Source organism: Pedobacter sp. GW822-FHT03F06 (assembly GCF_058801365.1).
Genome location: NZ_JBXANE010000005.1, coordinates 318,610 through 342,654, shown reverse-complemented (window position 1 = coordinate 342,654; position 24,045 = coordinate 318,610). Strand labels below are relative to the sequence as shown.

The window sequence follows — 24,045 nt, the reverse complement described above, 5'->3', positions numbered from 1 at the left end:
TTTGGTATGCTCCCAGCCTAATGAACTAATGACTATTGAACAAATTTACCTCTAAAGCTTCTCAAAGGGAATATCCATTAAATCGTACTTTTTCCAACCGGCAAAATCATAGTGCCACCATTCGTTCTCCAGTACATTCATCTGATATTTACCCATTATAGCGATCAGAAAGTCGCGATTCTTCTTAGCCTCTGGCGATACCTTGTCATATTTTGCCGCAGCGGCAGCCGAGAAACTGTCGTAAGGTGTTGGCATTGTTATTTCTTTACCTGTTTTTAAATTGATCAATGTTAAATCTACCGCGCAACCTCTGTTGTGTTTAGATCCTTTTGCCGGATTCGCCACAAAATTTTTATCGCTGGCCTTTTTATAAAACTCAACGGTAATAGCATAGGGCCGATAGCCATCGAATATTTTTAAGCCATATCCTTTTTTACTTAATTCCTTTTGGATTTTTTTTAATGATTCTACCACTGGTTTTCGGGCAAAAGCCCTTGCCTGTTTATACATGACCTGCTGCATAAAATTATGCTTAGTGGCGTAGCGGATTTCAAGCTTAATATTGGGAATGGCTTTTTTGATTTCAACCAATTCGTTATTCGGATCTGTTTTTACAGATGCGAGGTATTGATTATAAGAACTTACCACCGCCAGTTTTTTTACGGCAACAGGTTTGTTTTGAGCGCTAACAACGACTGAGAAGAAGAAAAATAACGTAAAGAGGTTGAATTTCATATAAATTGGTATTTAGCATACGTCATTACTGCTATAAGTCAAAACGATTGTCAGTCTGAGCCTGTCGAAGACCTTTACATTTAAATAACGAACAAAATGTCCTTCGACAAGCTCAGGATGACATTTCGTTCATTTATCAATAGGCTCGTTACTGCAAAGTTTTACTGATTCGAAACGACCAACAATTCAAGGTCTTTAAATGGCAGATTGAACATATCGGCCAGATCTTTATTGGTACAATTACCTTGATAAATATAAAGCGCTTCACGAATGCCCGGATTATTCCAAACCATGTTCATTAAACCTCCAAATTCACCAATATCCAATAAAATCGGAGCAAAAATGTTCGTTAAAGCGTAAGAGGCTGTTCTTGGCACACGCGAAGCAATATTTGGCACACAATAGTGAATTACATCGTATTTTCTAAACACTGGATTGGTGTGGTTGGTCACTTCAGAAGTTTCAAAACAGCCGCCCTGATCAATGCTTACATCAATTACCACCGAGTGTGGTTTCATGCGGGCAACGGTTTCTTCCATTACTATGCATGGACTACGCCCGTGGGTAGCTCTAATGGCACCTATTACTACATCGCAGGTTACAATAGCCTTATTCAAAACAATAGGTTGCATTACCGAAGTAAATACCCTGCTGCCCAAATTATTCTGCAGGCGGCGTAAACGGTAAATAGAACTATCGAAAACCTTAACCTCGGCTCCTAATGCCAAAGCTGTTCTGGCGGCATATTCGCCCACCGTTCCAGCGCCTAAAATAACAATCTCCGTTGGCGGAACACCAGTAAAGCCGCCAAGCATTAAACCTTTCCCGCCTGTAACGTTGCTCAGGTATTCTGCAGCAATTAAAATAGAGGTCGAGCCCACTATTTCGCTCATGGCGCGCACCACGCTGAGTACATTACCTTCATCGCGAAGATTCTCAAAACACAATGCGTTAATTTTTTTGTGCCTCAACGCTTTTAGGTAATCCTGCTTTAGCGTTCCGGTTTGTAAAGAAGAAATAAGCGTTTGGCCCTTATGCATCATCTCAATCTCTTCCAGCATCGGGGGCGCAATTTTCATCAGGATATCAGCATCAAAAACTTCTTTTTTGTTGTAGGCAATTTTAGCACCCTGCTCAGCATACTCCGTATCAGAAAAATTAGCGCCGTTGCCAGCGCCACTTTCCAGCACAACACGGTGCCCATTGTTTACCAACAAGGCAACAGATAAAGGAGTTAGCGCAATTCTATTTTCCTGGAAAGAAATTTCCTTTGGTATTCCTATATATAGACTGTTTTTTTTATTTCTGGTTTCTAGCTTTGCCTCTTGCGTTTGTAGTAAACCCTGACGAGCTATATCGGCCATTCCTTCGCGTAATCCTGTAGCCATGTTGAATTAAAATTTTGATAGTTTTAGGTTGTTCAAGATAAGGAAAATCTGTTAATTTATTGATAACTAATTGTTATACCTTCGAAATTCTGAATAACCTGCGGTTTTCATCCAGCACATTTATCTCAATTTTAATATGTTTTTCGGGTAGTAACTCTTCCACTCGCTCAGGCCATTCTATTAAACAAACGCCACCACCATAAAAATATTCTTCATAGCCCAAATCATAAGCTTCGTGAATATCTTTTATTCTATAAAAATCAAAATGGAAAACCGAGCCGTTCGGACTTTCATATTCATTTACAATAGAATAGGTAGGGCTCGAAACCACATCGTCAACCCCTAAATGTTTACAGAAAATTTTAATGAAGGTTGTTTTCCCAGCTCCCATATCACCCTCAAAAATGAAGACTTTCTGGCCATTGGCGAAATCTGAAAGCTGTTGTGCAACAGCGGGTAAATCGGCTAAACTGTTAACTTCGATATCCATTTTAAAAAAATAAAGGCAAAAGTAATACATAATTGCATTGCTTTTGCCTTTTATAGGTCGTCATTTCGACCGTAGTGGAGAAATCTTTCCCGAATCATCTCATCAAAGATTTCTCCATTCCGCTGTGCTCCAGTCGAAATGACGAATTTATTTATGTTCTACCTCGGCGAATATGTCACCACCGGAATAATCATTTCCTCGAGTGAAATACCTCCATGCTGGAAGGTTTCATTATAGTAATTCACAAACTGATTATAATTATTCGGATAAACGAAATAACTATCCTCCCTTGCAAAAATATAACTGCTGCTGATGTTGATTTTAGGCAACAAAGCATCATGAGGGTTTTTAATCAAAAATACTTCTTTTGCATTAAAATTAAGGTTTCTACCTTGTTTGTACCTTAAATTGGTGTTTGTGCTCCTATCGCCTATTACTTTAACCGGTTTTTTAACCCGGATGGTCCCATGATCGGTTGTAATGATCACTTTTACCTTTTTCTGTGAGATTTTTTTCAATAAGTCCCAAAGTGGCGAATGTTCAAACCAAGATAAGGTTAACGAACGGTAAGCGGCATCATCATTGGCCAGCTCGCGGATCATCTGCATATCCGTACGGGCATGGCTTAACATATCAACAAAGTTGAATACTATGGCGTTGAAATCGTTCTGCAACAAGTTATTGGTCTGATCAACAAGATCTTTCCCCTGCTCAAAAGTGAGGATTTTATTATAACTGAATTTACAATCTTTTCTTAAACTACGCTTAATGTTATCTGCCAGAAAAGCTTCTTCGTGCATGTTTTTTCCACCCTCATCATCATCGTTCTGCCACAGCTGTGGAAAACGTTTCTCCATATCCAAAGGCATCATGCCCGAAAAGATGGCGTTACGGGCATATTGTGTTGCTGTTGGCAAAATACTGGTGTACATATCTTCTTCATCGATCCTGAAATATTCAGAAATTAGCGGATTAATGATTTTCCACTGATCGTAACGTAAATTATCGATCAGAATAAAAAAGACTGGTGTGGTATCGTTAATATGAGGAAATGCTTTTTTCTTTAACAGTTCATTAGAAAGCAAAGGAGCTTTATCTTTTTCTTTAATCCAGCCTAAATAATGTTCTTCGATAAATTTAGTAAACTGTGTATTGGCCTCCTGTTTCTGCATGGTTAAAATTTCATGCATCTGTGGGTCGTCGAGTTTTTCAAGTTCCAGTTCCCAAAAAACGATTTTTTTATACACATCCACCCACTCTTCGTAATTCAGCCTGTCGCCAAGCGTCATACCCAATCGGCGAAAATCCTGTTGATAAGCCATAGAAGTTTTCTCGCTTACCAGGCGTTTGTTATCAATCAGTTTTTTAATGGTTAACAAAACCTGCTTAGGGTTTACAGGTTTAATCAGATAATCGTCAATCTTACTACCAATCGCATCCTCCATTAAATTTTCTTCTTCACTTTTGGTAATCAGCACAACAGGAACATCCGGATTCAGGTTTTTGATGGCCGATAAGGTTTCAATTCCACTCATCCCCGGCATATTTTCATCCAAAAAAACCAAGTCAAAATGAGCTTTTCCAAATGCTTCCAACGCATCGTTCCCATTGGTAAATGTAGTTACATGGTAACCTTTATCGTTGAGCAATAATATATGAGGTTTTAATAAGTCGATTTCATCATCGGCCCATAATATTTTAGTTTCTTGCATGTTATTGTAAAAATAGATAAGTATTGCCTTTTAATTGTGGCAGGTAAATCAAACTATAAATAAAAATAGCAATTTTTGTACCGTATCTATCTATTTAACTATTTTTAACGATTGAACAAGAAGAAAATAATAAATGACCCTGTATACGGTTTCATCAGCATTCCGTCCGAATTAGTTTACGATGTGATCTCACATCCCTATTTCCAACGTTTGCGTTACATCAAACAGCTTGGAATGACTCATTTGGTTTACCCGGGTGCATTACATACGCGTTTCCACCATGCTTTAGGGGCCATGCATTTAATGAGTTTGGCCATAAACCTTTTAAGAAGTAAAGGACATACGATCACCGAGGGCGAAGAAGAAGCCGCCATTTTGGCCATTTTACTGCACGATATCGGCCATGGTCCTTTTTCACACGCATTAGAACATTCTTTAGTAACCGGAATTAGGCATGAAGATATTTCGGCAAAACTGATGCGCGATTTAAATGCGCATTTTAATGGTCGACTAACACATGCCATCGAAATTTTTAATGGTACTTACCCTAAAAAGTTTCTACATCAATTAATTTCCGGTCAGTTAGACCTCGATAGAATGGATTATTTAAACCGTGATAGCTTCTTTACGGGTGTTAGCGAAGGCGTAATCAGTTTCGATCGGATTATCAAAATGTTTAACGTTTACGATGATGACCTGGTTATTGAGGAGAAAGGCATTTATTCTATCGAGAAATTTTTAATTGCCCGCCGACTGATGTACTGGCAGGTTTATCTGCACAAAACCGTTATTGCTGGTGAGATGATTTTGGTAAAGCTATTAGAACGTGCAAAAGAACTATCGGCTGCTGGAACTGAGTTATTTGCTTCACCATCGTTAAATTATTTCCTGAAAAACGATATTAACGAGGCTAATTTCTTTTCTCAGCATGAAAATCTCGAGCATTTTACCAACCTGGATGATCAGGACATTTATGCGGCAGTTAAGGTTTGGACCAAACATCCCGATAAAATTTTGTCTACTTTATGTAAAATGCTTACCTCAAGAAACCTATATAAAGTAGAAATGGGTAACGAAAAGGCAAGTGAAGACCGCGTAAACTTTTTGCAGGATGCAGCCATTAATTTATTAGAAATCAAGCCCGAAGAAGCAAGGTATTTTGTTTTTACTGATTCGATCCAAAACCGCGCATATAACGCTGGGGTTGGAAATATTAAGATTTTGATGAAAAATAACGACATTGTTGATATTGCAAAGGCATCTGATTTGTCTAATCTTGAGTCGCTCCAGAAAACTGTAGAAAAATATATCCTCTGTTACCCCAGAGGGATTTAAGGTTATTTAACAAAATATTTAACTTTTAGTGCCGTTTTAAGTCTTATTATTGTGTAAATATACACCCTTTAACCTGAGCAGGTTTTTTTGTTCATATCAATTTAACATATACCTTTGTACGATGCAATTTACTGCCACGCAGATAAGTCAGTTTCTAAACGGTTCCATTGAAGGTAACCCTGATGTAGCCGTTACCGAACTTTCTAAAATAGAAGACGGAAAGGAAGGCTCTTTGTCTTTTCTTTCGAACCCTAAGTACGAAAACTTCTTGTATTCTACTCAGGCATCAGTCGTTATCGTATCAAAGGATTTCGCCCCTACGCAACCATATACCAGTACATTAATACGTGTAGAAAATCCATATAGCGCTTTTACAATCTTATTGGATAAATATAATGAAGCTGTTAACGCCCAGACCGCACAATCTGGAATTGATAAACTTGCATTTGTTCACCCCACAGCGAAAATTGGCAAAAACGTGTTTATAGATGCTTTTGCCTATGTTGCCGAAAACGTAGAAATTGCAGATGGCTGTAAAATAAATGCGCAAACCTTTATTGGCGCGAATTCTAAAGTTGGCGAAAGCAGCACTTTTTTCCCTGGTGTAAAAATTTATCACAATTCGGTAATCGGCAGCAGGGTTGTTATTCATTCCAATACCGTTATTGGAAGCGATGGTTTTGGTTTTGCCCCACAAAAAGACGGTACTTACAATAAAATCCCTCAGATTGGAAACGTTATAATTGAAGATGACGTAGAAATCGGCGCAAATACAACTGTAGATCGTGCAACAATGGGATCAACAATTGTAAAAAAAGGTGCAAAAATCGACAATCTGATACAGATTGCACACAATGTGGAGATTGGCGAGAATACGGTTTTAGCCGCACAGTCGGGTATATCAGGAAGTACAAAAATTGGCCCTAACAGTGTTGTTGGCGGGCAAGTTGGTATAGCAGGGCACTTAACATTAGCTAAGGGCACTCAAATTGGCGCCCAGGCCGGCATAAATTTTAATATTACAGAAGAAAATAAACAATGGCATGGCAGTCCGGCGCAACCTTTGCGCAACTGGATGCGTGCCTCAGTAATTTTCAAACATCTTCCAGATGTAGAAAAAAGAATAAATGCGCTCGAACAGGAATTGAAAAAGCTCACAGCTGAACTGGAAAAGAATACAATACACAATGAACGTTAGACAGAAAACGATTAAACAAGAAATATCGGCATCTGGTGTTGGTTTACACACAGGCGCTAATGTTACTTTAACATTTTGCCCGGCCCCCGAAAATCATGGCTTTAAATTTCAGCGTATTGATTTAGACGGCCACCCGATTATTGAAGCCGATGCAGATAACGTTACCGATACCTCACGAGGCACCACGCTTACCCAAAATGGCGCCAGCGTTAGCACTGTAGAACACGTAATGGCATCGCTGGTTGGTATGGACCTCGATAACGTACTCATTAAACTTGACGGACCGGAAACACCAATTATGGACGGGAGCTCTATCCAGTTTGTTGATTTACTGGAAGAGGTAGGTACAGTAGAGCAAAACGCAGATCGCGAGTACTTTACTATTCCCCATAACATTACTTATACCGAAGAAGATAGAAAAGTAGAAATTGTAGCGATGCCGTTAGACGATTATCGTTTTACGTGTATGATCGATTACAATTCTCCTGTTTTGGGCAGCCAGCACGCCGGCATTAATACCATTGCAGAGTTTAAGAAAGAAATTGCTTCATGCCGCACCTTCTGTTTCTTACACGAATTGGAATACCAGTTATCGCACAATTTAATTAAAGGTGGAGATTTAAATAACGCTATTGTAATTGTAGATAAAGAGGTTACGAAGGACGAATTGAGCCATTTGGCCAAATTATTTAACCGTAAAGATATCGATGTTGCCCCACAAGGGATTTTGAACAACATGGAACTGCGTTATCAAAACGAGCCCGCCCGTCATAAACTATTAGATATGATTGGCGATTTAGCTTTGGTTGGCATGCATTTAAAAGGCCATATTATGGCTGCCCGCCCAGGCCACGCAGCCAACGTTGCCTTCGCAAAAAAAATTAAAGCCGCAATTAAAAAAGAGAAAAACAAAAAAATACAAAAGGTTTACGATCCAAGTGCAAAACCATTATATGATGTTGTTCAGATTATGGACATTTTGCCTCACCGCCAACCGTTTTTATTTGTTGATAAAATATTAGAACTTTCTAAAAATCACGTAGTGGGCGTTAAAAACGTAACCATGAACGAGGAGTTTTTTAAGGGTCACTTTCCTGGTGCACCGGTTTTTCCCGGCGTAATCCAAATTGAGGCTATGGCTCAGGTTGGTGGCATTTTAGTGTTAAGCACCGTACCAGATCCCAGAAATTATTTAACCTATTTCTTAAAAATAGATAACGTACGTTTTAGGGCCCAGGTTCTTCCTGGCGATACTATTGTTTTCCGCTGCGATTTACTTGAACCGATCAGAAGGGGCATTGCCCAGATGAAAGGCGTAGGTATGGTTGGCGAAAAAATCGTTGTCGAAGCCGAAATGATGGCTCAAATTTCAAAAGTTAAACAAGCAGAACCCACCCAATAATGATACAACCTTTAGCATACATACATCCTCAGGCAAAGATTGCCGAAAACGTGGTAATCGAACCTTTTGTAGTGATACATAAAGACGTTGTAATTGGTGAGGGAACCTGGATCGGATCGAACGTTACCATTATGGATGGTGCACGTATTGGTAAAAACTGCCGCATCTTTCCTGGTGCCGTTATTTCTGGCGAACCGCAGGATTTAAAATTTGCCGGCGAAGTTACCACTGCAGAAATTGGCGACAATACAACTATCCGCGAATGTGTAACCATTAACCGTGGTACAAAAGATAAATGGAAAACGACTATCGGTAGCAATTGTTTAATTCAGGCATACTCTCACATCGCGCACGACTGTGAAGTTGGCAACAACTGTATTTTCTCAAACAGTACTACTTTGGCTGGCCACATTACCATTGGAAACAATGTAGTTTTGGCAGGTTTGGTTGCAATACATCAATTTGTTAAAGTGGGCTCTTATGCTTTCGTAACCGGAGGTTCATTGGTGCGTAAAGATGTTCCCCCCTATGTAAAAGCAGCACGTGAACCACTTTCCTATGCAGGCATTAACTCTGTGGGTTTGCGCAGAAGAGGTTTTACCAACGAGCAGATTGATGAAATCCAGGAAATTTACCGTGTACTCTTCGTAAAACACAATAATGTAACTAAAGCTTTAGACATGATCGAAGCCGAATTTAAACCAACGGAAATCCGTGATGAAATTGTAGATTTTATCCGTAATTCTAACCGCGGTGTAATGAAGGGTTTCGGAATGGGAAGCTAATTAAGGTAGAAGGCTGAAGGGTTTAAGGTGGAGGGTAAAACCCATTGCCTTAACCAAATTCAAATATATATTCATGAGTGATTTAACACTAATCAGGACCGATTCAGACAATGCCGATTTTAGACAATTGGTTGCTTTACTGGATAAAGATCTAGCGGTTAGAGATGGTGAGGATCACGCTTTTTATGCTCAATTTAATAAGGTTGATACCATTAAGGAAGTGATTGTCGCTTATCACGATGGAAATCCTGTTGGCTGTGGCGCCATAAAGCCTTTTTCAGCAACAGAAGCCGAAGTTAAAAGAATGTTTGTACATCCAGATTATAGGAAGCAAGGCATAGCTGCTAAAGTTTTAAATGAATTAGAAAGCTGGGCTACTGAACTCGGTTTTACTGCATGTGTTTTAGAAACGGGCAAGAAACAGCCGGAAGCCATTACACTTTATCAAAAGGTGGGTTACCACATTACTCCCAATTACGGACAATATATCGGCGTTGATAACAGCGTTTGCATGACTAAACCGCTTATCACCAAACCCTAAACGCCCTGCTGAAAATGAATATCTCTTTAAATAGTGTTGGCAGAAGGTTTAATAAGGAATGGATTTTTAGAAATTTAAGTACTGAGTTCACCTCTGGCAATAGTTATGCCATACTCGGGCCCAACGGCTCTGGTAAATCAACACTATTAAGTGTTTTAACAGGCAGTCTATCTCCCTCTGAAGGAGAAATTTCATTCTCAGATACCAAGGAAATTCCTGTAGAAAATATCTACAAATACATCAGCCTGGCTGCGCCGTATCTCGAACTGGTTGAAACATTTACCTTAAAAGAGAGCATTGATTTCCATTTTAAGTTCAAAAATTTTGCTCCGGGGCTCGATTCAAAAAAGCTGATCACCATACTGGGATTAGAAAAAGCAGCGAACAAAGAAATCAAGTACTTTTCATCGGGAATGAAGCAAAGAACCAAACTAGCTTTGGCATGTTGTACCGATACACCAATTTTATTTTTAGACGAACCAACGAGCAATTTAGACGTTCAGGGAATAAATTGGTACCGCGAACTGATTGAAAATTTTGGAAAGGACCGCCTAACAATAATTGGCTCTAACCAAATACAAGAATACGATTTCTGCACAGATCAGATACAAATATCAGATTATAAGTAAGTTATCTAAAAAATCTATTACCTACAAAACGTCTGTTTTGTCATACATTTGTATTATAAATAAATTTTTCAGAAAATATTTTGTAATTCGCAAATTATACTTACCTTTGCACCACCAAAAAGAGAAACAATTATTTAATTTTATCTCTTGAAGTAAAGATCATATTTTCCGTATTTCGGAATCAAAATATATAGCCGTAAAAAGCAAAGAGTTTTTCATAGTTTAGTTTGAGGTTTAGGTTGATTATGCCTTTGGAGTGGTTCCCAAAGGCATTTCTTTTATACGGAGTTTTTTTAAGGGTTAACGTTCACTAAAAACAAAAACAATCATCCGCGTATGCTTTCAGACCAATTAACTAACGACTATCGAACCAATGAGCCACAGATTTTCCTTTCCAAATCATCATTCCTTTTTTTAACTTTGGTGCTCAAAAATTAACAAAACTATATTTCAAGATAAAATGGCAAAGGCATCAGAAGTAAAAAGCGGAAATGTACTTCGTTTTAACGGAGAGTTGGTAAGTGTAGAAGAGTATATCCACCGTACTCCAGGAAATTTAAGGGCTTTTTATCAGGCCCGCATGCGTAACGTAAAAACCGGCAAAATTGTAGAATACCGTTTCCGTACCGATGAAGAGGTGACCATTTGCCGTGTAGAAACCAACGACTATCAATATCTTTATGAAGATGGCGATTATTTAGTGGTGATGGACAACAATACTTTTGAGCAGTACAATATCCCCAAGTTGCTTTTCGGAAACGCCATTAAATTTTTAAAAGAGGGCATGAATGTAACCATCGCTTTTGAAAGTGATGAACCGATTGTTGCCCAGCTACCCAATAGCGTGGAACTAGAAATCACCTACTCCGAGCCTGCTGTAAAAGGCGATACATCTACCAGTGCACAAAAATATGCCACTGTAGAAACCGGAGCAGAAATTAGAGTTCCGCTGTTTATCAATCAGGGCGATAAGGTGAAGGTTGACACCAAAACCGGCGAATATATGGAGCGGGTAAAATAGCACAACTGAAGGTTTAAATTTCCTTAAACCCTAAGCCTTATACCTTAAACCTTTATAGGTTTTTATCAAAATAATTTTACCTTTGCCGTCACGAAAAACTGAAATATAAATCCAATTTAGGATAACACAATATGGCAAAAGCATCAGAAATTAAAACAGGTAACATTCTCCGCATAAACAACGAGCTGGTTACTGTTGACGAATGGAATCACCGTACACCAGGAAAAGGCGGCGCATTTTACACAGGTAAATTCCGTAACATCAAATCGGGAAGAATTGTTGAAGCGCGTATGAATACCGACGAGGCTGTAGAAATCTGCCGCGTTGAAACCAACGATTATCAATATTTATACGAAGAAGGTGATTATCTGGTAGTAATGGACAATAACAGCTACGAACAGTTTAACGTTGAGAAATCACTATTCGGTTCGGCTATTAAATTCTTAAAAGAAGGCATGAACATTATTGTTTCAATGGAAAGCGAAGAAGCAATTATGGCTCAATTGCCAAACTTTGCTGAATTCGAAATTACCTATTCGGAGCCGGCTGTTAAAGGCGATACTTCTACAAACGCATTAAAAGCTGCAACATTAGAAAACGGTGTTGAGGTGAAAGTTCCGATGTTTGTAAACCAAGGAGACAAAATTAAAATCGATACCCGTACCGGCGAATACGTTGAGCGTGTAAAATAATTCGATTAAAATATATGAAAGCCTCTGAAGCAACCTCTTCAGGGGCTTTTTTTTCGTGATCGTCACCCTGAATTTATTTCAGGGTCTTAAAAATCCAGCAAGAGGGAGTCGATATCCACATGTTCATTTAAGCACACAAGAAAACAAGCCTGATTTCAAATTGTTAATCATACTAAAATTGCCGTTATGTTAAAAGCCGAAATCAGAAAGCAAGCGCTAAAAGACAGATTATTGCTGAGCGACGCAGAATACGAGAACCTATGCGAAGCGCTCTTAAATGAGTTTAAATCGCTCGATTTTAGCCAAATTAAAACCCTCCACATCTTTTTGCCCATTACAGAAAAAAAAGAGCCCAATACTTTTCTACTGATCGAATGGCTTACTAAAAATCACCCGGAAATTAAAATCATTGTACCTAAAGCCGATTTTGAAACCGCTTTAATGACCAATCACGAATATTTAGGCATAGGCGATTTAAAGAAAAACCTTTATAACATCCTGGAACCACAAAAAGGAAACCTGCATGATGGAGAAGTAGATCTTGTTGTTGTCCCGCTTTTAGCTTTCGACAAACAAGGTTACCGGGTGGGTTATGGCAAGGGCTTTTACGATCGTTTTTTACAGGATATAAATGCTCAAAAAATAGGCTTATCTTTGTACCCTGCCATTGAAAAAATCGAAGATGTAAATGAACACGACATCAGGTTGGATTTTTGCATTACGCCAACAGAAACTATAAAATTTTAAGCTTACCAGCATGCCACAGGAAATCGTTATCAAAACCGAAAAACAATACGAAGACAATATGATTGCGGTATTCGAGTTACAGGAAAAAGAAGAATTAACAGCCGAAGACCTGAAACAGATCGAACTGATGTTGAAGGCTGGAGAAAAATACGAAGCGGAGCACTTGTAAGGGCTCATTAGTTCAGTGGTCATTAGTTTTTTCGTCTGGTTGCTTCATAAAAAAGCCTTCACCCTTCCCCGATTTTTCGTCATCTCTACTGGAATGGAGAGATCTAAATCAAAAGTACGCTCGAGATAGATTTAGCTTCGCTGAGCACTTCATGCTTCTAGGCTGCGTACACCCGATAGCTATCGGTTCCGCTCGAAATGACGGCTTTGGTGGACAACTACTCCATGTTTTACATGAATACCTGCCTAAACCTAAGAACTATAGCCTTTAACAAAATCGCTCACCAGATAAGCAACCAGTTTAGCGGTTAACCTACTTACCCTCCCATCCAACATTCGGGTTGCCCCTTCGCTTAGATGCAAATAAGAAAATTGCTTTGCGCTAGTCAAAATTAACTTTCTAATATCGTTAACTGCGAAACCAGATGGTGTTTCGGCGCTGGAAAGTACATTTTGAACGCAGTCCAAATCGATTTCCAGGCCCGCAACCGAACCTATTTCATTCACGATGTCAGTAACGTTAGCGCCAGTTAAAATATCGTCAAAAAACACAGCCTTAAGCTTTGGATTTGTATCTATTTGATTTAAAATAGCGTCATTATTATAGTTTTGGTGCAAACCGTACATGAAATAACTATTCAGGTAGTTTTCTTTTAGCGCATAAGAAAATCCGTTCCCGCTGTGCCTACCTTCCAGTTCTCTTAAATCAGCATGTGCATCCACATTTAAAACCGCTATTGGGCTTTTATGTGCCAAAGAAGTACCCTTAATTATTGGGTAGGCATTATTATGACCACCACCAATCACAATAGGTATTTTGCCTGCAGCTACAATTTTTTCAATTACGGGATAAACCAGTCCATCAATCTGTGCTACTTTGTTTCTTAAACCCATTAAGGAAGAATCTTCGGGCTCATCGATTTCGAAATGGCCTAAAACCAAAATCTCCTCACCGTTTAAAAAGCGGTTACTTTGGATATTTAAAAAAGCCACCAAACCTGGCCGCCACATAGAGGCTGCACCTGCAATACCTAAGTTTGCACGTACGCCAATGTCTTCTGGAATACCGAACAATACAAATTTAGAACTGCTGGCTTTTAATCCTTCTACCGAAATACTATCACTTGATGAAGCTCCCTCATCGTGCTGATATACATTAACCCTTTCGCCCAGTTTGATTTCGCCATCACGAGTGATGGTTAAATGATCGATGTCGCCCTGCGAATATATTTTAAGGTTATCCATTATAAATTTCACCGTTTAAAATAACAGTTTCTATTTGCGGCTCACCAAAGCTGTACGGCAAATAGGCAATTGAAGGCATTGGTTTGGTTATAAACAGGTTCGCTTTTTTACCAATCGTAATGCTTCCATAATCTTTACTCATCTCCATTGCTGCCGCACCGTTTAATGTTGCAGCATTTATCGCCTGTTCAGGGAGCATCTTCATTTTAATACATGCAAGTGACACCACAAAATTCATGTTTCCTGAGGGTGTTGAACCAGGATTGTAATCGGTAGCCAAAGCAATCGGCAAATCGGCTTTAATAAAGCTTTTGGCATCAGCAAAAGGAATACCCAGATAAAACGAACAAGAAGGGAGTAATGTTACAATGGTATCAGCATTTCTTAATGTTCGGATCGTTTCTTCATCACTTTCTTCAAGGTGATCAACTGAAATGGCGCTATTTTGCACAGAAACCTCTACTGCCCCAGAAACGGAAAGCTGATTGGCATGCACTTTTGGTTTTAGCCCATATCTTGCACCCGCTTTTAATATCTGATCGGTTTCTTCGACAGAGAAAAACCCTTTTTCGCAAAAAACATCAATATAGTCAGCCAGTTTTTCTTCTGCTATCTGAGGCAGCATTTCATTAATAATTAAATCGATATAACCCTGATGGTTGTTTTTAAATTCAGCCGGATAAGCATGAGCGGCCAAGAAAGTTGCTTTTACAGGGATCGGAAACTGATCCTTCAACCTGCGGATTACCCTGAGCATTTTGATTTCGCTCTCTGTGGTTAATCCATATCCGCTTTTAATTTCAACTGCACCGGTTCCCTGAAGAATCATTTGCTTTAACCGCACAGATGCACTCTCAAACAATTCATCCTCCGAAGCTTTCTGGAGTTTATTAGCCGAATTTAGAATCCCCCCTCCTGCCGCAGCAATTTCTTCGTAGCTTTTGCCTTGGATTTTCATTGCAAATTCTTCCTCGCGCGAAGCAGCAAAAACAATGTGTGTATGGCTATCGCACCATGAAGGGAAAATATATCTGCCCTTTGCCGAAACTTGAGATGGGAGACTTGAGATGTGAGACGGGATCGAATCCATCTTACCAAAATCTTTGATCAGACTACCTTCGATTAACAGCCAGGCATTTTCAAGAACAGGTAACGAATCTAATTCACCGCCAAGCAGCACTAATTTATCTTTGGAATGTAAGCCTACGAGGCCTTTTATATTTGTGATTAACATTGGTTAGATTGAAGGTTAATTGTTTAAATTGGTTAATCGGGTTTTGGTTACAGTTAACCGATTTAAACCATTAACCAGTTAACCAAATACTTAATCGATCTCTAAAAGAACCGGACAATGATCAGAATGTATCGCGTCGGGTAAGATTCTAACATTTTTCAATCGGCTCTCCATAGGCCTGGTAGCCAAATGGTAATCGATCCGCCAACCCAAATTCTTTCCTCTCGAACCGGCACGGTAGCTCCACCAGGTATAATGGTGTGGGTCTTTATTGAAATGACGGAAAGTATCGATGAAACCATTATCCAGAAATAACTGCATCCATTCCCGTTCTTCTGGTAAAAAGCCCGATGAATTGGCATTTGATTTTGGGTTATGAATATCAATGGGGGTATGACAGATATTGTAATCGCCACTTACAATTAAATTTGGGATCTCTTTGCGCAGTTCTCCAATATACACATCAAAAAACCGCATAAATTCGTACTTTTTAACCTGACGTTCATCTCCGCTTGAGCCCGACGGCATATAGAGGCTCATTAAAGAAAAATCATCAAAATCTGCCCTTAAAATCCTACCCTCTTTATCAATCCATTCTTCACCGCAGCCAAATTCGATATGATTCGGTTTAATTCTAGTCAGAATTGCCACACCGCTATATCCTTTTTTTTCAGCAGGGAACCAATAATGATGGTAGCCAAGTTGCTCAATCAGGGCAATAATTTCAGGAATCTGCAATGGCAAGGCCTTTACTTCTTGCAGGCAGACCATATCAGCATCTGTAGCCTGAAGCCAGCCAAAAAAGTTTTTGGTACTTGCCGCCCTAATCCCATTAACGTTATAGGAGATAATCTTCATTCAGTAATTTCAATTGTTGTGGGCGGTAAATTTAGAAATTAATTGAATAAATGCTTAGTAATTCGATTAATGATATGTATTAGCAACCGTCATCACGACTGGAACGCAGTGGAATGGAGAGATCTGGCCTCGATAGATTTAGCTTCGCTGAGCACTTCGTGGTTCTCGACTGCGTTGCACTCCGCTCGAAATGACGATCCCATGGGGTTTATAAATGAAATTCGTTTAGGAACCCATAGCCATTTTATCTTTCAAAGATCCCTGTAACAACTGTTTCTCTAACTTCTTCGCTTCCCTCCTTTTCAAAATCGTAATTTCCATTTTTACATCCTGTTTCGGGCGGTTATTTTTATCAGTTGCCAGAACGGCTATTTTATCAACCATATCTAAACCAACCACTATTTCGCCATAAACGGTATAGTTTCTATCCAAATGAGGCGTACCACCTATGGTTTTATATACCTCACGCTGCCACTCCGGAATTTTGAATTTCAGGCGTTTTTCTTCAACATTATCCAATTGCTGGTCGGTAAAAACTTTTCCCTGAACCAGGTAAAACTGGCTACCGCTCGATGCTTTGGCCGGATTAACATCATCACCTTCCCTGGCAGCAGCCAAAACGCCCTTTTTGTGAAACAAGCTATCATTAAACTCTGCCGGAATGGTATATTTAGGCCCACCCTCGCCCAACAGGGAGTCTGGTTTGGCATTTTTAGAATCGGGATCACCACCCTGAATCATAAAATCTTTAATCACCCGGTGAAATAAAACTCCGTTGTAATATCCCGACTTGGTTAACTTCAAAAAGTTATCGCGGTGTAAAGGGGTTTGGTTATATAGCCTAACGATGCATTCTCCAAATTCGGTTTTAATGCGTACATATTGATTTTTAGGCTTTGCAGCAAATGCCGAAAGTATCGAAAAGGTGCAGAGGAATAATAATATTTTCTTCATTTAATTGGTGTTTAAGGCTAAAGTAAGCTAAAAAATGAAATTCAATAAATATTTACTGGCATTATTCGATATTTTTTCCTTTACCTTTGTATTAATGAAGTTAAAACAAAAAATAGCACTTTCTTTGGCTGTATTCTATGCAGTTAGTGTTATGGGTTTGGCTTTAAGTCTCCATTTCTGTGGGGGCAAATTAGAAAACGTTAAACTTTTTAGCAATGAGGTTTCATGCAAATTCTGCAAAGACATTCCCGCTGAAAAGAAAGATGATGGTTGCTGCAAAAACACCCAGGTAACCGTAAAAGTTAAAGATAGTCACCAAACAGCGGCACAGGTACAAATGCCGAAGTTATTTTCTATCCAGCTTTTTCTTCATCCTCCTGTTTTAGAATTTCTGACTAACATTACTCCGAAGTTTTTCAGTAAAATTTCGAATAAAGCCCCGCCACTTTCCTCGCGGATTGCCCTGCATATTTTCAATTGTATTTTTAGGAATTAGGATTTTCTACGTTGGTCATGCTGAACTTGTTTCAGCATCTAAGGCCTTGCTCCATCTGAGAATCGGGGCAGCTTGACAACAGTTAAAAAATTATTCTAATTCAAAAAAATCATGAAAACAATAAAAATATTCAGCATCATTATGCTGTTCTTTGCCGTTAATGTTTCGGCACAACAAATATCTACAGCCGATTTACAGGTAACAGGATTAACCTGCTCAATGTGCTCAAATGCAACACAAAAGTCGTTAGAGACGTTAAACTTTATCAGTAGTGTAAAACCCGATTTAAACAAAAACACCTTTGTTCTAACTTTTAAAAAAGATGCCAATATCAATCTTGATCTGGTTCGCAAAAAGGTTCAGGATGCTGGTTTTTCGGTTGGTGGTTTAACTGCAAGTTTCAATTTTAACCAGGTAAAAATAGACGATAAAGGTCAGGCAGTTGTTGATGGCAATGTATATCGTTTTGTAAATGCTAAAAGCAAAACACTTAATGGAACTGTAAAAGCCAGCGTGGTTGATAAAAACTTCATTTCTGGTTCAGCATTTAAAAAGCAAGCCACAACCACTAATTCTGATGCTTATGCGAGTGGTACTGGCGTAGTTAACGGAAAAAAAACACGTATTTACCATTTAGTTCTTTCTTAAGATGAAAAGGATATTCGTATTGGCGCTGGTGATTATCGGCGCCTATACCAATGGTTTTGCACAAGAACTCTATGTATTTACCGAGCCCGCCAGTAATATGCCAACCAAATCGATTGGTGTAAGGATTACGAACGAAGGTATGTTCAACAATCCTGACTTTGTAAGCAGAACTATTCCTGAAGTAATGATCGGCTTTAATAAAAACCTGATGATGCACGCACAGGCTTTTCTATCTGATATGGATGGAAAATACCGCTTAGAAGGCGGGAGTCTTTACGCAAAGTACAGATTTTTATCTCTGGATGAAGCACATAGCCACCTTAGGGCATCAGCCTTTGGAAGGGTAAGTACCAGCAAGAGGCCAACTTATACCAGAGACATTAACCTCGAAGGTGACAACAGTGGTATACAGGGTGGATTAATTTTTACGCAGCTTTTGCACAAACTGGCACTGTCAACAACATTGGGTTATACGCATGCTTTCGAAAACAGCGATAGGCAAATTGCCGGAATGCCACAGCCAAAAAATATGTTATCCTATAGTTTATCATCGGGTTATCTGGTTTTGCCTGTGGTTTACAAGGATTACAAGCAGCCGAACTTTAACGTATATTTAGAGTTATTGGGCAAAACAGATCCAGGTAGCGGTCAATCTTACCTGGATATAGCCCCAGCAATACAGATGATTTTGAATAGTACAACACGTATCGATTTGGGTTACCGTTTTCAGGCGACTGGAAATATGGCTAACCGGTACACCAAAAATATGTATCTGCTTCGGGCAGAATTTAATTTCTTTAACGTTTTAAAATAATATATAAACAAATGAAACCATCATCGTTTTCATATTAAACTGAACATAAACCATGATCGCTTCATCACCATTAAAAGCAATATAAAAAAGATGAAAAAAATATTAGGAATAGTTGCCATCATAACAATCGCAACAACAGCTTTAACTTACGCGCAAAGCAAAACAGATGTAGCCTTAAACCAGGTATTAACGGCTTATTACGATGTAAAAAATGCATTAGCAACAGATAAAAAAGACTTGGCTATCGAAAAGGTAAAGGTTTTATCGGCAAAAGTAAATGCGGTTAACCATAAAGATTTACCTGCCGATCAGCATAAAATATTTATGGAACAGGCAGCTATCATTAAAAGTAAAGCCGCTCAACTTGCAGGTTCTAATGATATCAAAACACAAAGAAAAGCTTTTGAAGGAATTTCTTATGCGATGATCAAAACCCTAAAAGGCCTGAAATTCAACAGTAAAACCGTTTATGTACAACACTGCCCAATGGCTAAGGCAAGCTGGTTAAACGAAAAAGAAAATATCGAAAATCCATATTATGGAAGTATGATGTTTGATTGTGGTGACGTTTCCGAAACCATAAAATCGAACTAATGAAGCTGCATATCAAAAACATGGTATGCAACCGTTGTAAAATGGTGGTTAAAGCCGAGCTAGAAAACCTCGGCTTTAAACCATTATTGGTTGAACTGGGTGAAGTTACTTTAGCCGAAAATATTTCTTCAGAGGATAAGGTTAAAATAGCAGCGCGCCTAACGCATTTTGGCTTCGAACTGCTTGGGGATAAGAAAACCCAAATTTCGGAGCAGATCAAAACAGCGATTATCAACCTGGTGCACTACACGAAAGAACCGTTAAAAATTAACCTTTCAGCCTATTTAAGTGAGCAACTAAAGCTAGAATACACTAACTTAAGCAGTATTTTCTCAGAAACGGAAAACCAAACCATTGAGAAGTATTTCATTGCTCAAAAAATAGAAAAGGCAAAAGAAATGCTTACTTACGGCGAACTTAACCTTAGCGAAATTGCTTATCAGCTAAATTACAGCAGTGTTGCACATTTATCCGCACAGTTTAAAAAAGTAACCGGAATTACACCCTCGGCTTATAAAGCAGCATCAACGGATAGCAGGAAAACACTAGACGAGGTGAGATAGTTGATGGCTCATGGTCGATAGTCTATAAGCCGTATACTAACCCCAAATTTCTTATCATACGTCAAGACTGATCGGCTGATACTCAACTACATTTGTATCTAAATAAATTCACTAGTTATGAAACCATCATGATTTTTCAAACCACATTGGTGAAAAATCTGATAGCTTCATCACAGTTAAAACTAAATTATAAACTGATGAAAAAATTATTCTTATTTCTGATCGCAACCTCAATTAGTGTGGCATCATTTGCACAAACAAGCTGGAAAATTGATCCTATGCACTCGTTTGTTAACTTTTCGGTTAAACACATGGGCATTTCTTTCGTTGATGGTTCTTTTAAAAAATTCGACGGAACAGTTACGGCTTCTAAACCAGATTTAACAGATGCTAAAATCAGCTTTACTGTTGATGTAAACAGCATTACTACAGGTGTTGATATGAGAGACGGGCACTTAAAAACTGACGATTTTTTTAATGTGGCAACTTACCCAACCATGAAATTCGAAAGTACTTCTTTCAAAAAATTAAGTGGCAACAACTATGAGTTAAGTGGAAAGTTAACCATCCGCGATGTAACGAAAGATGTAAAATTTGCTGTTGTTTATGGCGGCACGGCTAAAGATCAGCAAGGAAATACTAAAGCTGGCTTTGGTGCTACAACAACCATTAACCGTTTAGATTATAATATTAAATATGACCCGACTGGTGCTGGCGTTGCAAAAGATGTTGCCATTAAATTAAACCTGGAGTTTGTTCAAGGGAAATAACACCTGAATCGTCATTTCGAGTGAAGCACAGCGGAATCGAGAACCACGAAGTGCTCAACGAAGCTAAATCTTTTAGCCTATGATAATTTATAAGCGTTAAAGATTTCTCCTCCAAAGGAGTTCCTTTGGAACACTTCGGTCGAAATGACGATCACCTAATAGAAAATCATGTCTGCACTATCACAATTCAGGAACTTCACGCAACGTTTGCCTCAAACGGATTTAATGCCAACGCTTTTTATCGGTCATGGCTCGCCAATGAACGGCATCGAAAATAATGAGTTCAGCCAGAGTTGGGCAGAACTGGCAAAAAATATTCCAGTGCCAAAAGCAGTGTTAGTGGTGTCGGCACACTGGTACACACATGGCACCTTTGTTACGGCGATGGATTTCCCGAGTACCATTCACGATTTTGGCGGTTTTCCACAGGCACTTTTTGATGTTCAATATCCTGCCCCCGGCGATCCCGAACTGGCCACAGAAATTCCGAATTTAATTCACTCCACTCCCGTTGGTTTAGATCACGATTGGGGTTTGGATCATGGAACCTGGACAGTTGTTAAACATATGTATCCTAATGCAGATATTCCTGTTCTCCAACTAAGTATCGATTACACCAAATCACCTGAACAGCATTACGAAATCGCCAAAGAAATTTATGCCCTCCGCAAAAAAGGCATACTGGTTATCGGCAGTGGCAATATGGTACACAACCTACGCATGTTAAGTTGGGAAATGATTAATGGTGGTGGTTATGATTGGGCAATTGAAATGAACGATAAGTTTAAAAATTTAATTGCCAACGGCGATCATCAACCTTTAATTAATTACCGCAACCTCGGTACCGATGCAATGTTAGCGATCCCTACCCCAGAGCATTATTTACCATTAATTTATACCCTTGGGATGAAAAACGATAAAGAAGAGGTTTCTTTCTTTAATGACAAAGCGGTTGGCGGTTCGTTAACCATGACCTCGGTTTTGGTGGGGTAAGCAGGGGTTTAGGGTTTAGGGTTTAGGGTTTAAGCGCAACAAATCGCTAAAGGCCTGGTTTTATTTTCCACTGCTGCTAAACCTTAATTTTCTTAACGCCTTAATGGTCAAAAGTATATTTGGAAGTACCATTAAGAAATTAAGGTCATTAAGAAAGTCCCTTGGTCTACGGCATGACAAAAGCTAAAATTCTATAAAACTTTATGATTATTCTGTAACGCTTTCCGTAACATGAAGCGGTAAATTTGTGTAAAGATTTTAATCATGACACACACCTATCAACTTACCGGCATGACTTGTGGCGGTTGCGAAAATAAAGTAAAAAGTAACCTGCTCGTTTTACCAGATGTAACCTCAGTCGAGGTTTCGAAAGACACCAATTCTGCCACCATTAGCATGGATAAACATATTGGCTTAGATACATTCCAACAAGCTTTGGGCGGCACAAATAGCAAATATCAAATTTCAGCAGCCCACCATAGCGAAACATTGGAAGAAGCAAAATCGTGGGGCGAAACCTATAAACCTATTTTGTTAATTTTTGGTTACGTTACCGCGATTTCGTTAGTCGTTTCGTGGCAAGGCAGCAGCATTAACTTCATGGTATTTATGCGCATTTTTATGGCTGGTTTCTTTCTCACCTTCTCTTTCTTTAAAATGCTTAATCTGAAAGCTTTTGCCGAAAGTTATGCCATGTACGATATTGTAGCCAAAAAATTTAGCGCATGGGGATATATCTACGCTTTTATCGAACTCGGATTAGGATTATCTTTTGCTTTAAACTTATCACCTGTAGTTGTAAACTGGGCCACGCTGGTTGTAATGACGGTAAGCATCCTCGGCGTTTTGGAAAGTGTTTTAAACAAGAAAAAGATTCAATGCGCCTGTTTGGGTGCCGTTTTTAACCTACCCATGAGTACGGTAACCATTGTTGAAGATGCCATTATGATTGCGATGAGTGCCGCAATGCTGATTTTGATGTAAACTATTGCCGTTTATACCTAAACTCCGATTTTCGGCTTTTACCATTAAGCTCGCCTTCAATCCAGGCGAGTAAATCATTTTTTCCCTGATTTTGGTAAACTATCCGCTGCGGAAAATCGTGTGTTTTATCTTCGAAAACATAGGTCTCATCTTTTGTGGCAATAAGTTTGAAACAGGTTTCTTTCCCTTCGTTCTGCCCTGTTACAGTAGAACAGTAAAAAGTATCTTTTCCGATCTTTTTGATCTGAAGGATTTCGGTAAGCAAACTATCGCCTTTGGCATTTATTCGATAGCTTTTGCCGCTGAGTGTTTTATCAGGATTTTGAACCCACTGCTCTATAATTTTTCCTTTTGGCGTTTGCATTTCCCATGAACCTAAAATGAAAGCAAAGGTTTTTGAAGGATTTTTTTGTGCGTTAACATTAGTGCAAAAGCCGATAAGGATTAAGACCAATAAATTTAAACGATTTATTTTCATTTTGCTATTGTATTGGTAATGTGTGCCAAATGATGTTTTCCATGCCAGACGTACATACCCAACATGTTTGCTAATGTAAGTTCTTTTCCCTGAGCTGGATGAATATATTTTCGCTGATAATCTTCGGGCTTCAATGTTTTTAAAAAAGCAACCCAACGTTGGTGTAAAGCAGCCAATAAATCTATAGATAATTTGATATCACCATTTTTTGCTTCCCCTGTTTCTGCCCAGCGTTCTTCGTAATATGGCCTGATTATGGGAACATCTTCGGTAATGGCTTGCTTGAAACGAATATAAGCATTAATATGGCTATCGGGAATATGGTGAACAACCTGCCTCAGGGTCCAACCTTCGGGGCGATAAGTTTGATTTAATTCCTCGTCAGTTAAGTTTTCAGTCGCGTTTTTAAGCTGGCCTGGTAAAGCCTCAATTTCTGAAATCCATATGTCAATTTGTTTTTGATCGAAAATTTCTGGCATTGAAAATTGACCAATCGGGTATTTAAGCTGTTCTAAATCCATGAAACCAAAATAGGCTTTTTACATGAATTATTTTGCCACGGAAACACGGA

At 38.9% G+C, this 24,045-nt stretch carries 28 protein-coding genes; 18 read left to right on the top strand and 10 right to left on the bottom strand.

Annotation, left to right across the window (positions count from 1 at the left end; translation table 11 throughout):
• Nucleotides 1-51: 51 nt before the first annotated feature.
• The 4 genes from AC1RJ8_RS11170 to porX form a co-directional block, all read right to left on the bottom strand.
• Nucleotides 52-735 carry a M15 family metallopeptidase gene (locus AC1RJ8_RS11170; protein ID WP_492953876.1) on the bottom strand — a complete coding sequence of 228 codons (684 nt, stop codon included), beginning with the start codon at nt 733-735 and terminating at the stop codon, nt 52-54.
• Between the two features lie 161 nt (nt 736-896).
• Nucleotides 897-2,123: an alanine dehydrogenase gene (locus AC1RJ8_RS11165; protein WP_492953875.1), complete on the bottom strand. Its 1,227-nt coding sequence runs from the start codon at nt 2,121-2,123 to the stop codon at nt 897-899.
• A gap of 73 nt (nt 2,124-2,196) precedes the next feature.
• Nucleotides 2,197-2,613, bottom strand: coding sequence for a tRNA (adenosine(37)-N6)-threonylcarbamoyltransferase complex ATPase subunit type 1 TsaE (tsaE, locus tag AC1RJ8_RS11160; RefSeq protein WP_492953874.1), 417 nt, complete (start codon nt 2,611-2,613; stop codon nt 2,197-2,199).
• A gap of 158 nt (nt 2,614-2,771) precedes the next feature.
• Complete coding sequence (gene porX / locus AC1RJ8_RS11155) at nt 2,772-4,325, bottom strand: T9SS response regulator signal transducer PorX (protein WP_057931049.1); 1,554 nt, start codon at nt 4,323-4,325, stop codon at nt 2,772-2,774.
• Nucleotides 4,326-4,436: 111 nt separating this feature from the next.
• Between porX and AC1RJ8_RS11150 the strand changes: the two genes are divergently transcribed.
• The 10 genes from AC1RJ8_RS11150 (at nt 4,437) to AC1RJ8_RS11105 (ending at nt 12,844) form a co-directional block, all read left to right on the top strand.
• The gene (locus AC1RJ8_RS11150; protein WP_492953873.1) at nt 4,437-5,660 is read left to right on the top strand and encodes an HD domain-containing protein; all 1,224 of its coding nucleotides are present in this window, start codon (nt 4,437-4,439) and stop codon (nt 5,658-5,660) included.
• A 121-nt stretch (nt 5,661-5,781) separates the two neighbouring features.
• A complete protein-coding gene (lpxD, locus tag AC1RJ8_RS11145) occupies nt 5,782-6,858 on the top strand; it encodes a UDP-3-O-(3-hydroxymyristoyl)glucosamine N-acyltransferase (protein WP_492953872.1) in 1,077 nt (358 codons plus the stop codon).
• Nucleotides 6,848-8,260, top strand: coding sequence for a bifunctional UDP-3-O-[3-hydroxymyristoyl] N-acetylglucosamine deacetylase/3-hydroxyacyl-ACP dehydratase (locus tag AC1RJ8_RS11140; protein ID WP_492953871.1), 1,413 nt, complete (start codon nt 6,848-6,850; stop codon nt 8,258-8,260). Before lpxD ends, AC1RJ8_RS11140 begins: the two co-directional genes overlap by 11 nt.
• Nucleotides 8,260-9,045 (top strand): acyl-ACP--UDP-N-acetylglucosamine O-acyltransferase, encoded by a 786-nt coding sequence (gene lpxA / locus AC1RJ8_RS11135; protein ID WP_029274294.1) that lies wholly within the window; start codon nt 8,260-8,262, stop codon nt 9,043-9,045. The genes AC1RJ8_RS11140 and lpxA overlap by 1 nt, the downstream gene beginning before the upstream one ends.
• Before the next feature lie 73 nt (nt 9,046-9,118).
• On the top strand, nt 9,119-9,586 hold the full coding sequence (locus AC1RJ8_RS11130; protein ID WP_492953870.1) for a GNAT family N-acetyltransferase: 468 nt from the start codon (nt 9,119-9,121) through the stop codon (nt 9,584-9,586).
• 14 nt (nt 9,587-9,600) lie between these two features.
• Nucleotides 9,601-10,215 (top strand): ABC transporter ATP-binding protein, encoded by a 615-nt coding sequence (locus tag AC1RJ8_RS11125; RefSeq protein WP_492953869.1) that lies wholly within the window; start codon nt 9,601-9,603, stop codon nt 10,213-10,215.
• Nucleotides 10,216-10,675: 460 nt separating this feature from the next.
• Nucleotides 10,676-11,236 (top strand): elongation factor P, encoded by a 561-nt coding sequence (gene efp / locus AC1RJ8_RS11120; protein WP_131528600.1) that lies wholly within the window; start codon nt 10,676-10,678, stop codon nt 11,234-11,236.
• Between the two features lie 131 nt (nt 11,237-11,367).
• Nucleotides 11,368-11,928: an elongation factor P gene (efp, locus tag AC1RJ8_RS11115; protein WP_055904072.1), complete on the top strand. Its 561-nt coding sequence runs from the start codon at nt 11,368-11,370 to the stop codon at nt 11,926-11,928.
• 186 nt (nt 11,929-12,114) lie between these two features.
• On the top strand, nt 12,115-12,675 hold the full coding sequence (locus tag AC1RJ8_RS11110; protein WP_492953868.1) for a 5-formyltetrahydrofolate cyclo-ligase: 561 nt from the start codon (nt 12,115-12,117) through the stop codon (nt 12,673-12,675).
• 10 nt (nt 12,676-12,685) lie between these two features.
• The gene (locus tag AC1RJ8_RS11105) at nt 12,686-12,844 is read left to right on the top strand and encodes a hypothetical protein (RefSeq protein WP_157255332.1); all 159 of its coding nucleotides are present in this window, start codon (nt 12,686-12,688) and stop codon (nt 12,842-12,844) included.
• A gap of 251 nt (nt 12,845-13,095) precedes the next feature.
• Here AC1RJ8_RS11105 and AC1RJ8_RS11100 read toward each other — a convergent pair whose 3' ends face one another.
• The 4 genes from AC1RJ8_RS11100 to AC1RJ8_RS11085 form a co-directional block, all read right to left on the bottom strand.
• Nucleotides 13,096-14,088: a formimidoylglutamase gene (locus tag AC1RJ8_RS11100; RefSeq protein WP_492953867.1), complete on the bottom strand. Its 993-nt coding sequence runs from the start codon at nt 14,086-14,088 to the stop codon at nt 13,096-13,098.
• Nucleotides 14,081-15,322 (bottom strand): imidazolonepropionase, encoded by a 1,242-nt coding sequence (hutI, locus tag AC1RJ8_RS11095; RefSeq protein WP_492953866.1) that lies wholly within the window; start codon nt 15,320-15,322, stop codon nt 14,081-14,083. The genes AC1RJ8_RS11100 and hutI overlap by 8 nt, the downstream gene beginning before the upstream one ends.
• A 90-nt stretch (nt 15,323-15,412) precedes the next feature.
• Nucleotides 15,413-16,180 (bottom strand): exodeoxyribonuclease III, encoded by a 768-nt coding sequence (locus tag AC1RJ8_RS11090; protein ID WP_492953865.1) that lies wholly within the window; start codon nt 16,178-16,180, stop codon nt 15,413-15,415.
• Nucleotides 16,181-16,405: 225 nt separating this feature from the next.
• A complete protein-coding gene (locus tag AC1RJ8_RS11085) occupies nt 16,406-17,134 on the bottom strand; it encodes a peptidylprolyl isomerase (protein WP_492953864.1) in 729 nt (242 codons plus the stop codon).
• 34 nt (nt 17,135-17,168) lie between these two features.
• On the opposite strand from AC1RJ8_RS11085, the gene AC1RJ8_RS11080 reads away from it, so the two are divergent.
• The 8 genes from AC1RJ8_RS11080 (at nt 17,169) to AC1RJ8_RS11045 (ending at nt 22,996) form a co-directional block, all read left to right on the top strand.
• Nucleotides 17,169-17,630, top strand: coding sequence for an HYC_CC_PP family protein (locus AC1RJ8_RS11080; RefSeq protein WP_492953863.1), 462 nt, complete (start codon nt 17,169-17,171; stop codon nt 17,628-17,630).
• Nucleotides 17,631-17,741: 111 nt separating this feature from the next.
• A complete protein-coding gene (locus AC1RJ8_RS11075; RefSeq protein WP_492953862.1) occupies nt 17,742-18,278 on the top strand; it encodes a heavy-metal-associated domain-containing protein in 537 nt (178 codons plus the stop codon).
• 1 nt (nt 18,279) lies between these two features.
• The gene (locus AC1RJ8_RS11070; RefSeq protein ID WP_492953861.1) at nt 18,280-19,092 is read left to right on the top strand and encodes a transporter family protein; all 813 of its coding nucleotides are present in this window, start codon (nt 18,280-18,282) and stop codon (nt 19,090-19,092) included.
• A gap of 90 nt (nt 19,093-19,182) precedes the next feature.
• Nucleotides 19,183-19,686, top strand: coding sequence for a DUF3347 domain-containing protein (locus tag AC1RJ8_RS11065; protein WP_492953860.1), 504 nt, complete (start codon nt 19,183-19,185; stop codon nt 19,684-19,686).
• A complete protein-coding gene (locus AC1RJ8_RS11060; RefSeq protein WP_492953859.1) occupies nt 19,686-20,249 on the top strand; it encodes a helix-turn-helix domain-containing protein in 564 nt (187 codons plus the stop codon). Before AC1RJ8_RS11065 ends, AC1RJ8_RS11060 begins: the two co-directional genes overlap by 1 nt.
• 197 nt (nt 20,250-20,446) lie before the next feature.
• Entirely contained in the window at nt 20,447-21,019 is a 573-nt protein-coding gene (locus tag AC1RJ8_RS11055; RefSeq protein ID WP_057931095.1) for a YceI family protein, read from the top strand.
• A gap of 168 nt (nt 21,020-21,187) precedes the next feature.
• Nucleotides 21,188-22,012, top strand: coding sequence for a 4,5-DOPA-extradiol-dioxygenase (ygiD, locus tag AC1RJ8_RS11050; protein ID WP_492953858.1), 825 nt, complete (start codon nt 21,188-21,190; stop codon nt 22,010-22,012).
• Nucleotides 22,013-22,276: 264 nt separating this feature from the next.
• Nucleotides 22,277-22,996 carry a heavy-metal-associated domain-containing protein gene (locus tag AC1RJ8_RS11045; RefSeq protein WP_492953857.1) on the top strand — a complete coding sequence of 240 codons (720 nt, stop codon included), beginning with the start codon at nt 22,277-22,279 and terminating at the stop codon, nt 22,994-22,996.
• Nucleotide 22,997: 1 nt separating this feature from the next.
• On the opposite strand, the gene AC1RJ8_RS11040 is transcribed toward AC1RJ8_RS11045, so the two are convergent.
• Together AC1RJ8_RS11040 and AC1RJ8_RS11035 are read right to left on the bottom strand one after the other, a co-directional pair.
• Nucleotides 22,998-23,474 carry a DUF6265 family protein gene (locus tag AC1RJ8_RS11040; protein ID WP_492953856.1) on the bottom strand — a complete coding sequence of 159 codons (477 nt, stop codon included), beginning with the start codon at nt 23,472-23,474 and terminating at the stop codon, nt 22,998-23,000.
• Nucleotides 23,471-23,995 carry a YfiT family bacillithiol transferase gene (locus tag AC1RJ8_RS11035; RefSeq protein ID WP_492953855.1) on the bottom strand — a complete coding sequence of 175 codons (525 nt, stop codon included), beginning with the start codon at nt 23,993-23,995 and terminating at the stop codon, nt 23,471-23,473. The genes AC1RJ8_RS11040 and AC1RJ8_RS11035 overlap by 4 nt, the downstream gene beginning before the upstream one ends.
• Between the last annotated feature and the right edge of the window lie 50 nt (nt 23,996-24,045).

Coding starts and splice junctions, on each gene's coding strand:
- AC1RJ8_RS11065 (WP_492953860.1), top strand. CDS start 19,183: ATGAAAAAAATATTAGGAATAGTTGCCATCATAACAATCGCAACAACA.
- AC1RJ8_RS11165 (WP_492953875.1), bottom strand. CDS start 2,123: ATGGCTACAGGATTACGCGAAGGAATGGCCGATATAGCTCGTCAGGGT.
- AC1RJ8_RS11060 (WP_492953859.1), top strand. CDS start 19,686: ATGAAGCTGCATATCAAAAACATGGTATGCAACCGTTGTAAAATGGTG.
- AC1RJ8_RS11125 (WP_492953869.1), top strand. CDS start 9,601: ATGAATATCTCTTTAAATAGTGTTGGCAGAAGGTTTAATAAGGAATGG.
- AC1RJ8_RS11090 (WP_492953865.1), bottom strand. CDS start 16,180: ATGAAGATTATCTCCTATAACGTTAATGGGATTAGGGCGGCAAGTACC.
- lpxD (WP_492953872.1), top strand. CDS start 5,782: ATGCAATTTACTGCCACGCAGATAAGTCAGTTTCTAAACGGTTCCATT.
- AC1RJ8_RS11080 (WP_492953863.1), top strand. CDS start 17,169: ATGAAATTCAATAAATATTTACTGGCATTATTCGATATTTTTTCCTTT.
- AC1RJ8_RS11040 (WP_492953856.1), bottom strand. CDS start 23,474: ATGAAAATAAATCGTTTAAATTTATTGGTCTTAATCCTTATCGGCTTT.
- tsaE (WP_492953874.1), bottom strand. CDS start 2,613: ATGGATATCGAAGTTAACAGTTTAGCCGATTTACCCGCTGTTGCACAA.
- AC1RJ8_RS11070 (WP_492953861.1), top strand. CDS start 18,280: ATGAAAAGGATATTCGTATTGGCGCTGGTGATTATCGGCGCCTATACC.
- AC1RJ8_RS11105 (WP_157255332.1), top strand. CDS start 12,686: ATGCCACAGGAAATCGTTATCAAAACCGAAAAACAATACGAAGACAAT.
- porX (WP_057931049.1), bottom strand. CDS start 4,325: ATGCAAGAAACTAAAATATTATGGGCCGATGATGAAATCGACTTATTA.
- efp (WP_131528600.1), top strand. CDS start 10,676: ATGGCAAAGGCATCAGAAGTAAAAAGCGGAAATGTACTTCGTTTTAAC.
- AC1RJ8_RS11110 (WP_492953868.1), top strand. CDS start 12,115: ATGTTAAAAGCCGAAATCAGAAAGCAAGCGCTAAAAGACAGATTATTG.
- hutI (WP_492953866.1), bottom strand. CDS start 15,322: ATGTTAATCACAAATATAAAAGGCCTCGTAGGCTTACATTCCAAAGAT.
- AC1RJ8_RS11055 (WP_057931095.1), top strand. CDS start 20,447: ATGAAAAAATTATTCTTATTTCTGATCGCAACCTCAATTAGTGTGGCA.
- efp (WP_055904072.1), top strand. CDS start 11,368: ATGGCAAAAGCATCAGAAATTAAAACAGGTAACATTCTCCGCATAAAC.
- ygiD (WP_492953858.1), top strand. CDS start 21,188: ATGTCTGCACTATCACAATTCAGGAACTTCACGCAACGTTTGCCTCAA.
- AC1RJ8_RS11035 (WP_492953855.1), bottom strand. CDS start 23,995: ATGGATTTAGAACAGCTTAAATACCCGATTGGTCAATTTTCAATGCCA.
- AC1RJ8_RS11075 (WP_492953862.1), top strand. CDS start 17,742: ATGAAAACAATAAAAATATTCAGCATCATTATGCTGTTCTTTGCCGTT.
- lpxA (WP_029274294.1), top strand. CDS start 8,260: ATGATACAACCTTTAGCATACATACATCCTCAGGCAAAGATTGCCGAA.
- AC1RJ8_RS11045 (WP_492953857.1), top strand. CDS start 22,277: ATGACACACACCTATCAACTTACCGGCATGACTTGTGGCGGTTGCGAA.
- AC1RJ8_RS11130 (WP_492953870.1), top strand. CDS start 9,119: ATGAGTGATTTAACACTAATCAGGACCGATTCAGACAATGCCGATTTT.
- AC1RJ8_RS11100 (WP_492953867.1), bottom strand. CDS start 14,088: ATGGATAACCTTAAAATATATTCGCAGGGCGACATCGATCATTTAACC.
- AC1RJ8_RS11140 (WP_492953871.1), top strand. CDS start 6,848: ATGAACGTTAGACAGAAAACGATTAAACAAGAAATATCGGCATCTGGT.
- AC1RJ8_RS11170 (WP_492953876.1), bottom strand. CDS start 735: ATGAAATTCAACCTCTTTACGTTATTTTTCTTCTTCTCAGTCGTTGTT.
- AC1RJ8_RS11085 (WP_492953864.1), bottom strand. CDS start 17,134: ATGAAGAAAATATTATTATTCCTCTGCACCTTTTCGATACTTTCGGCA.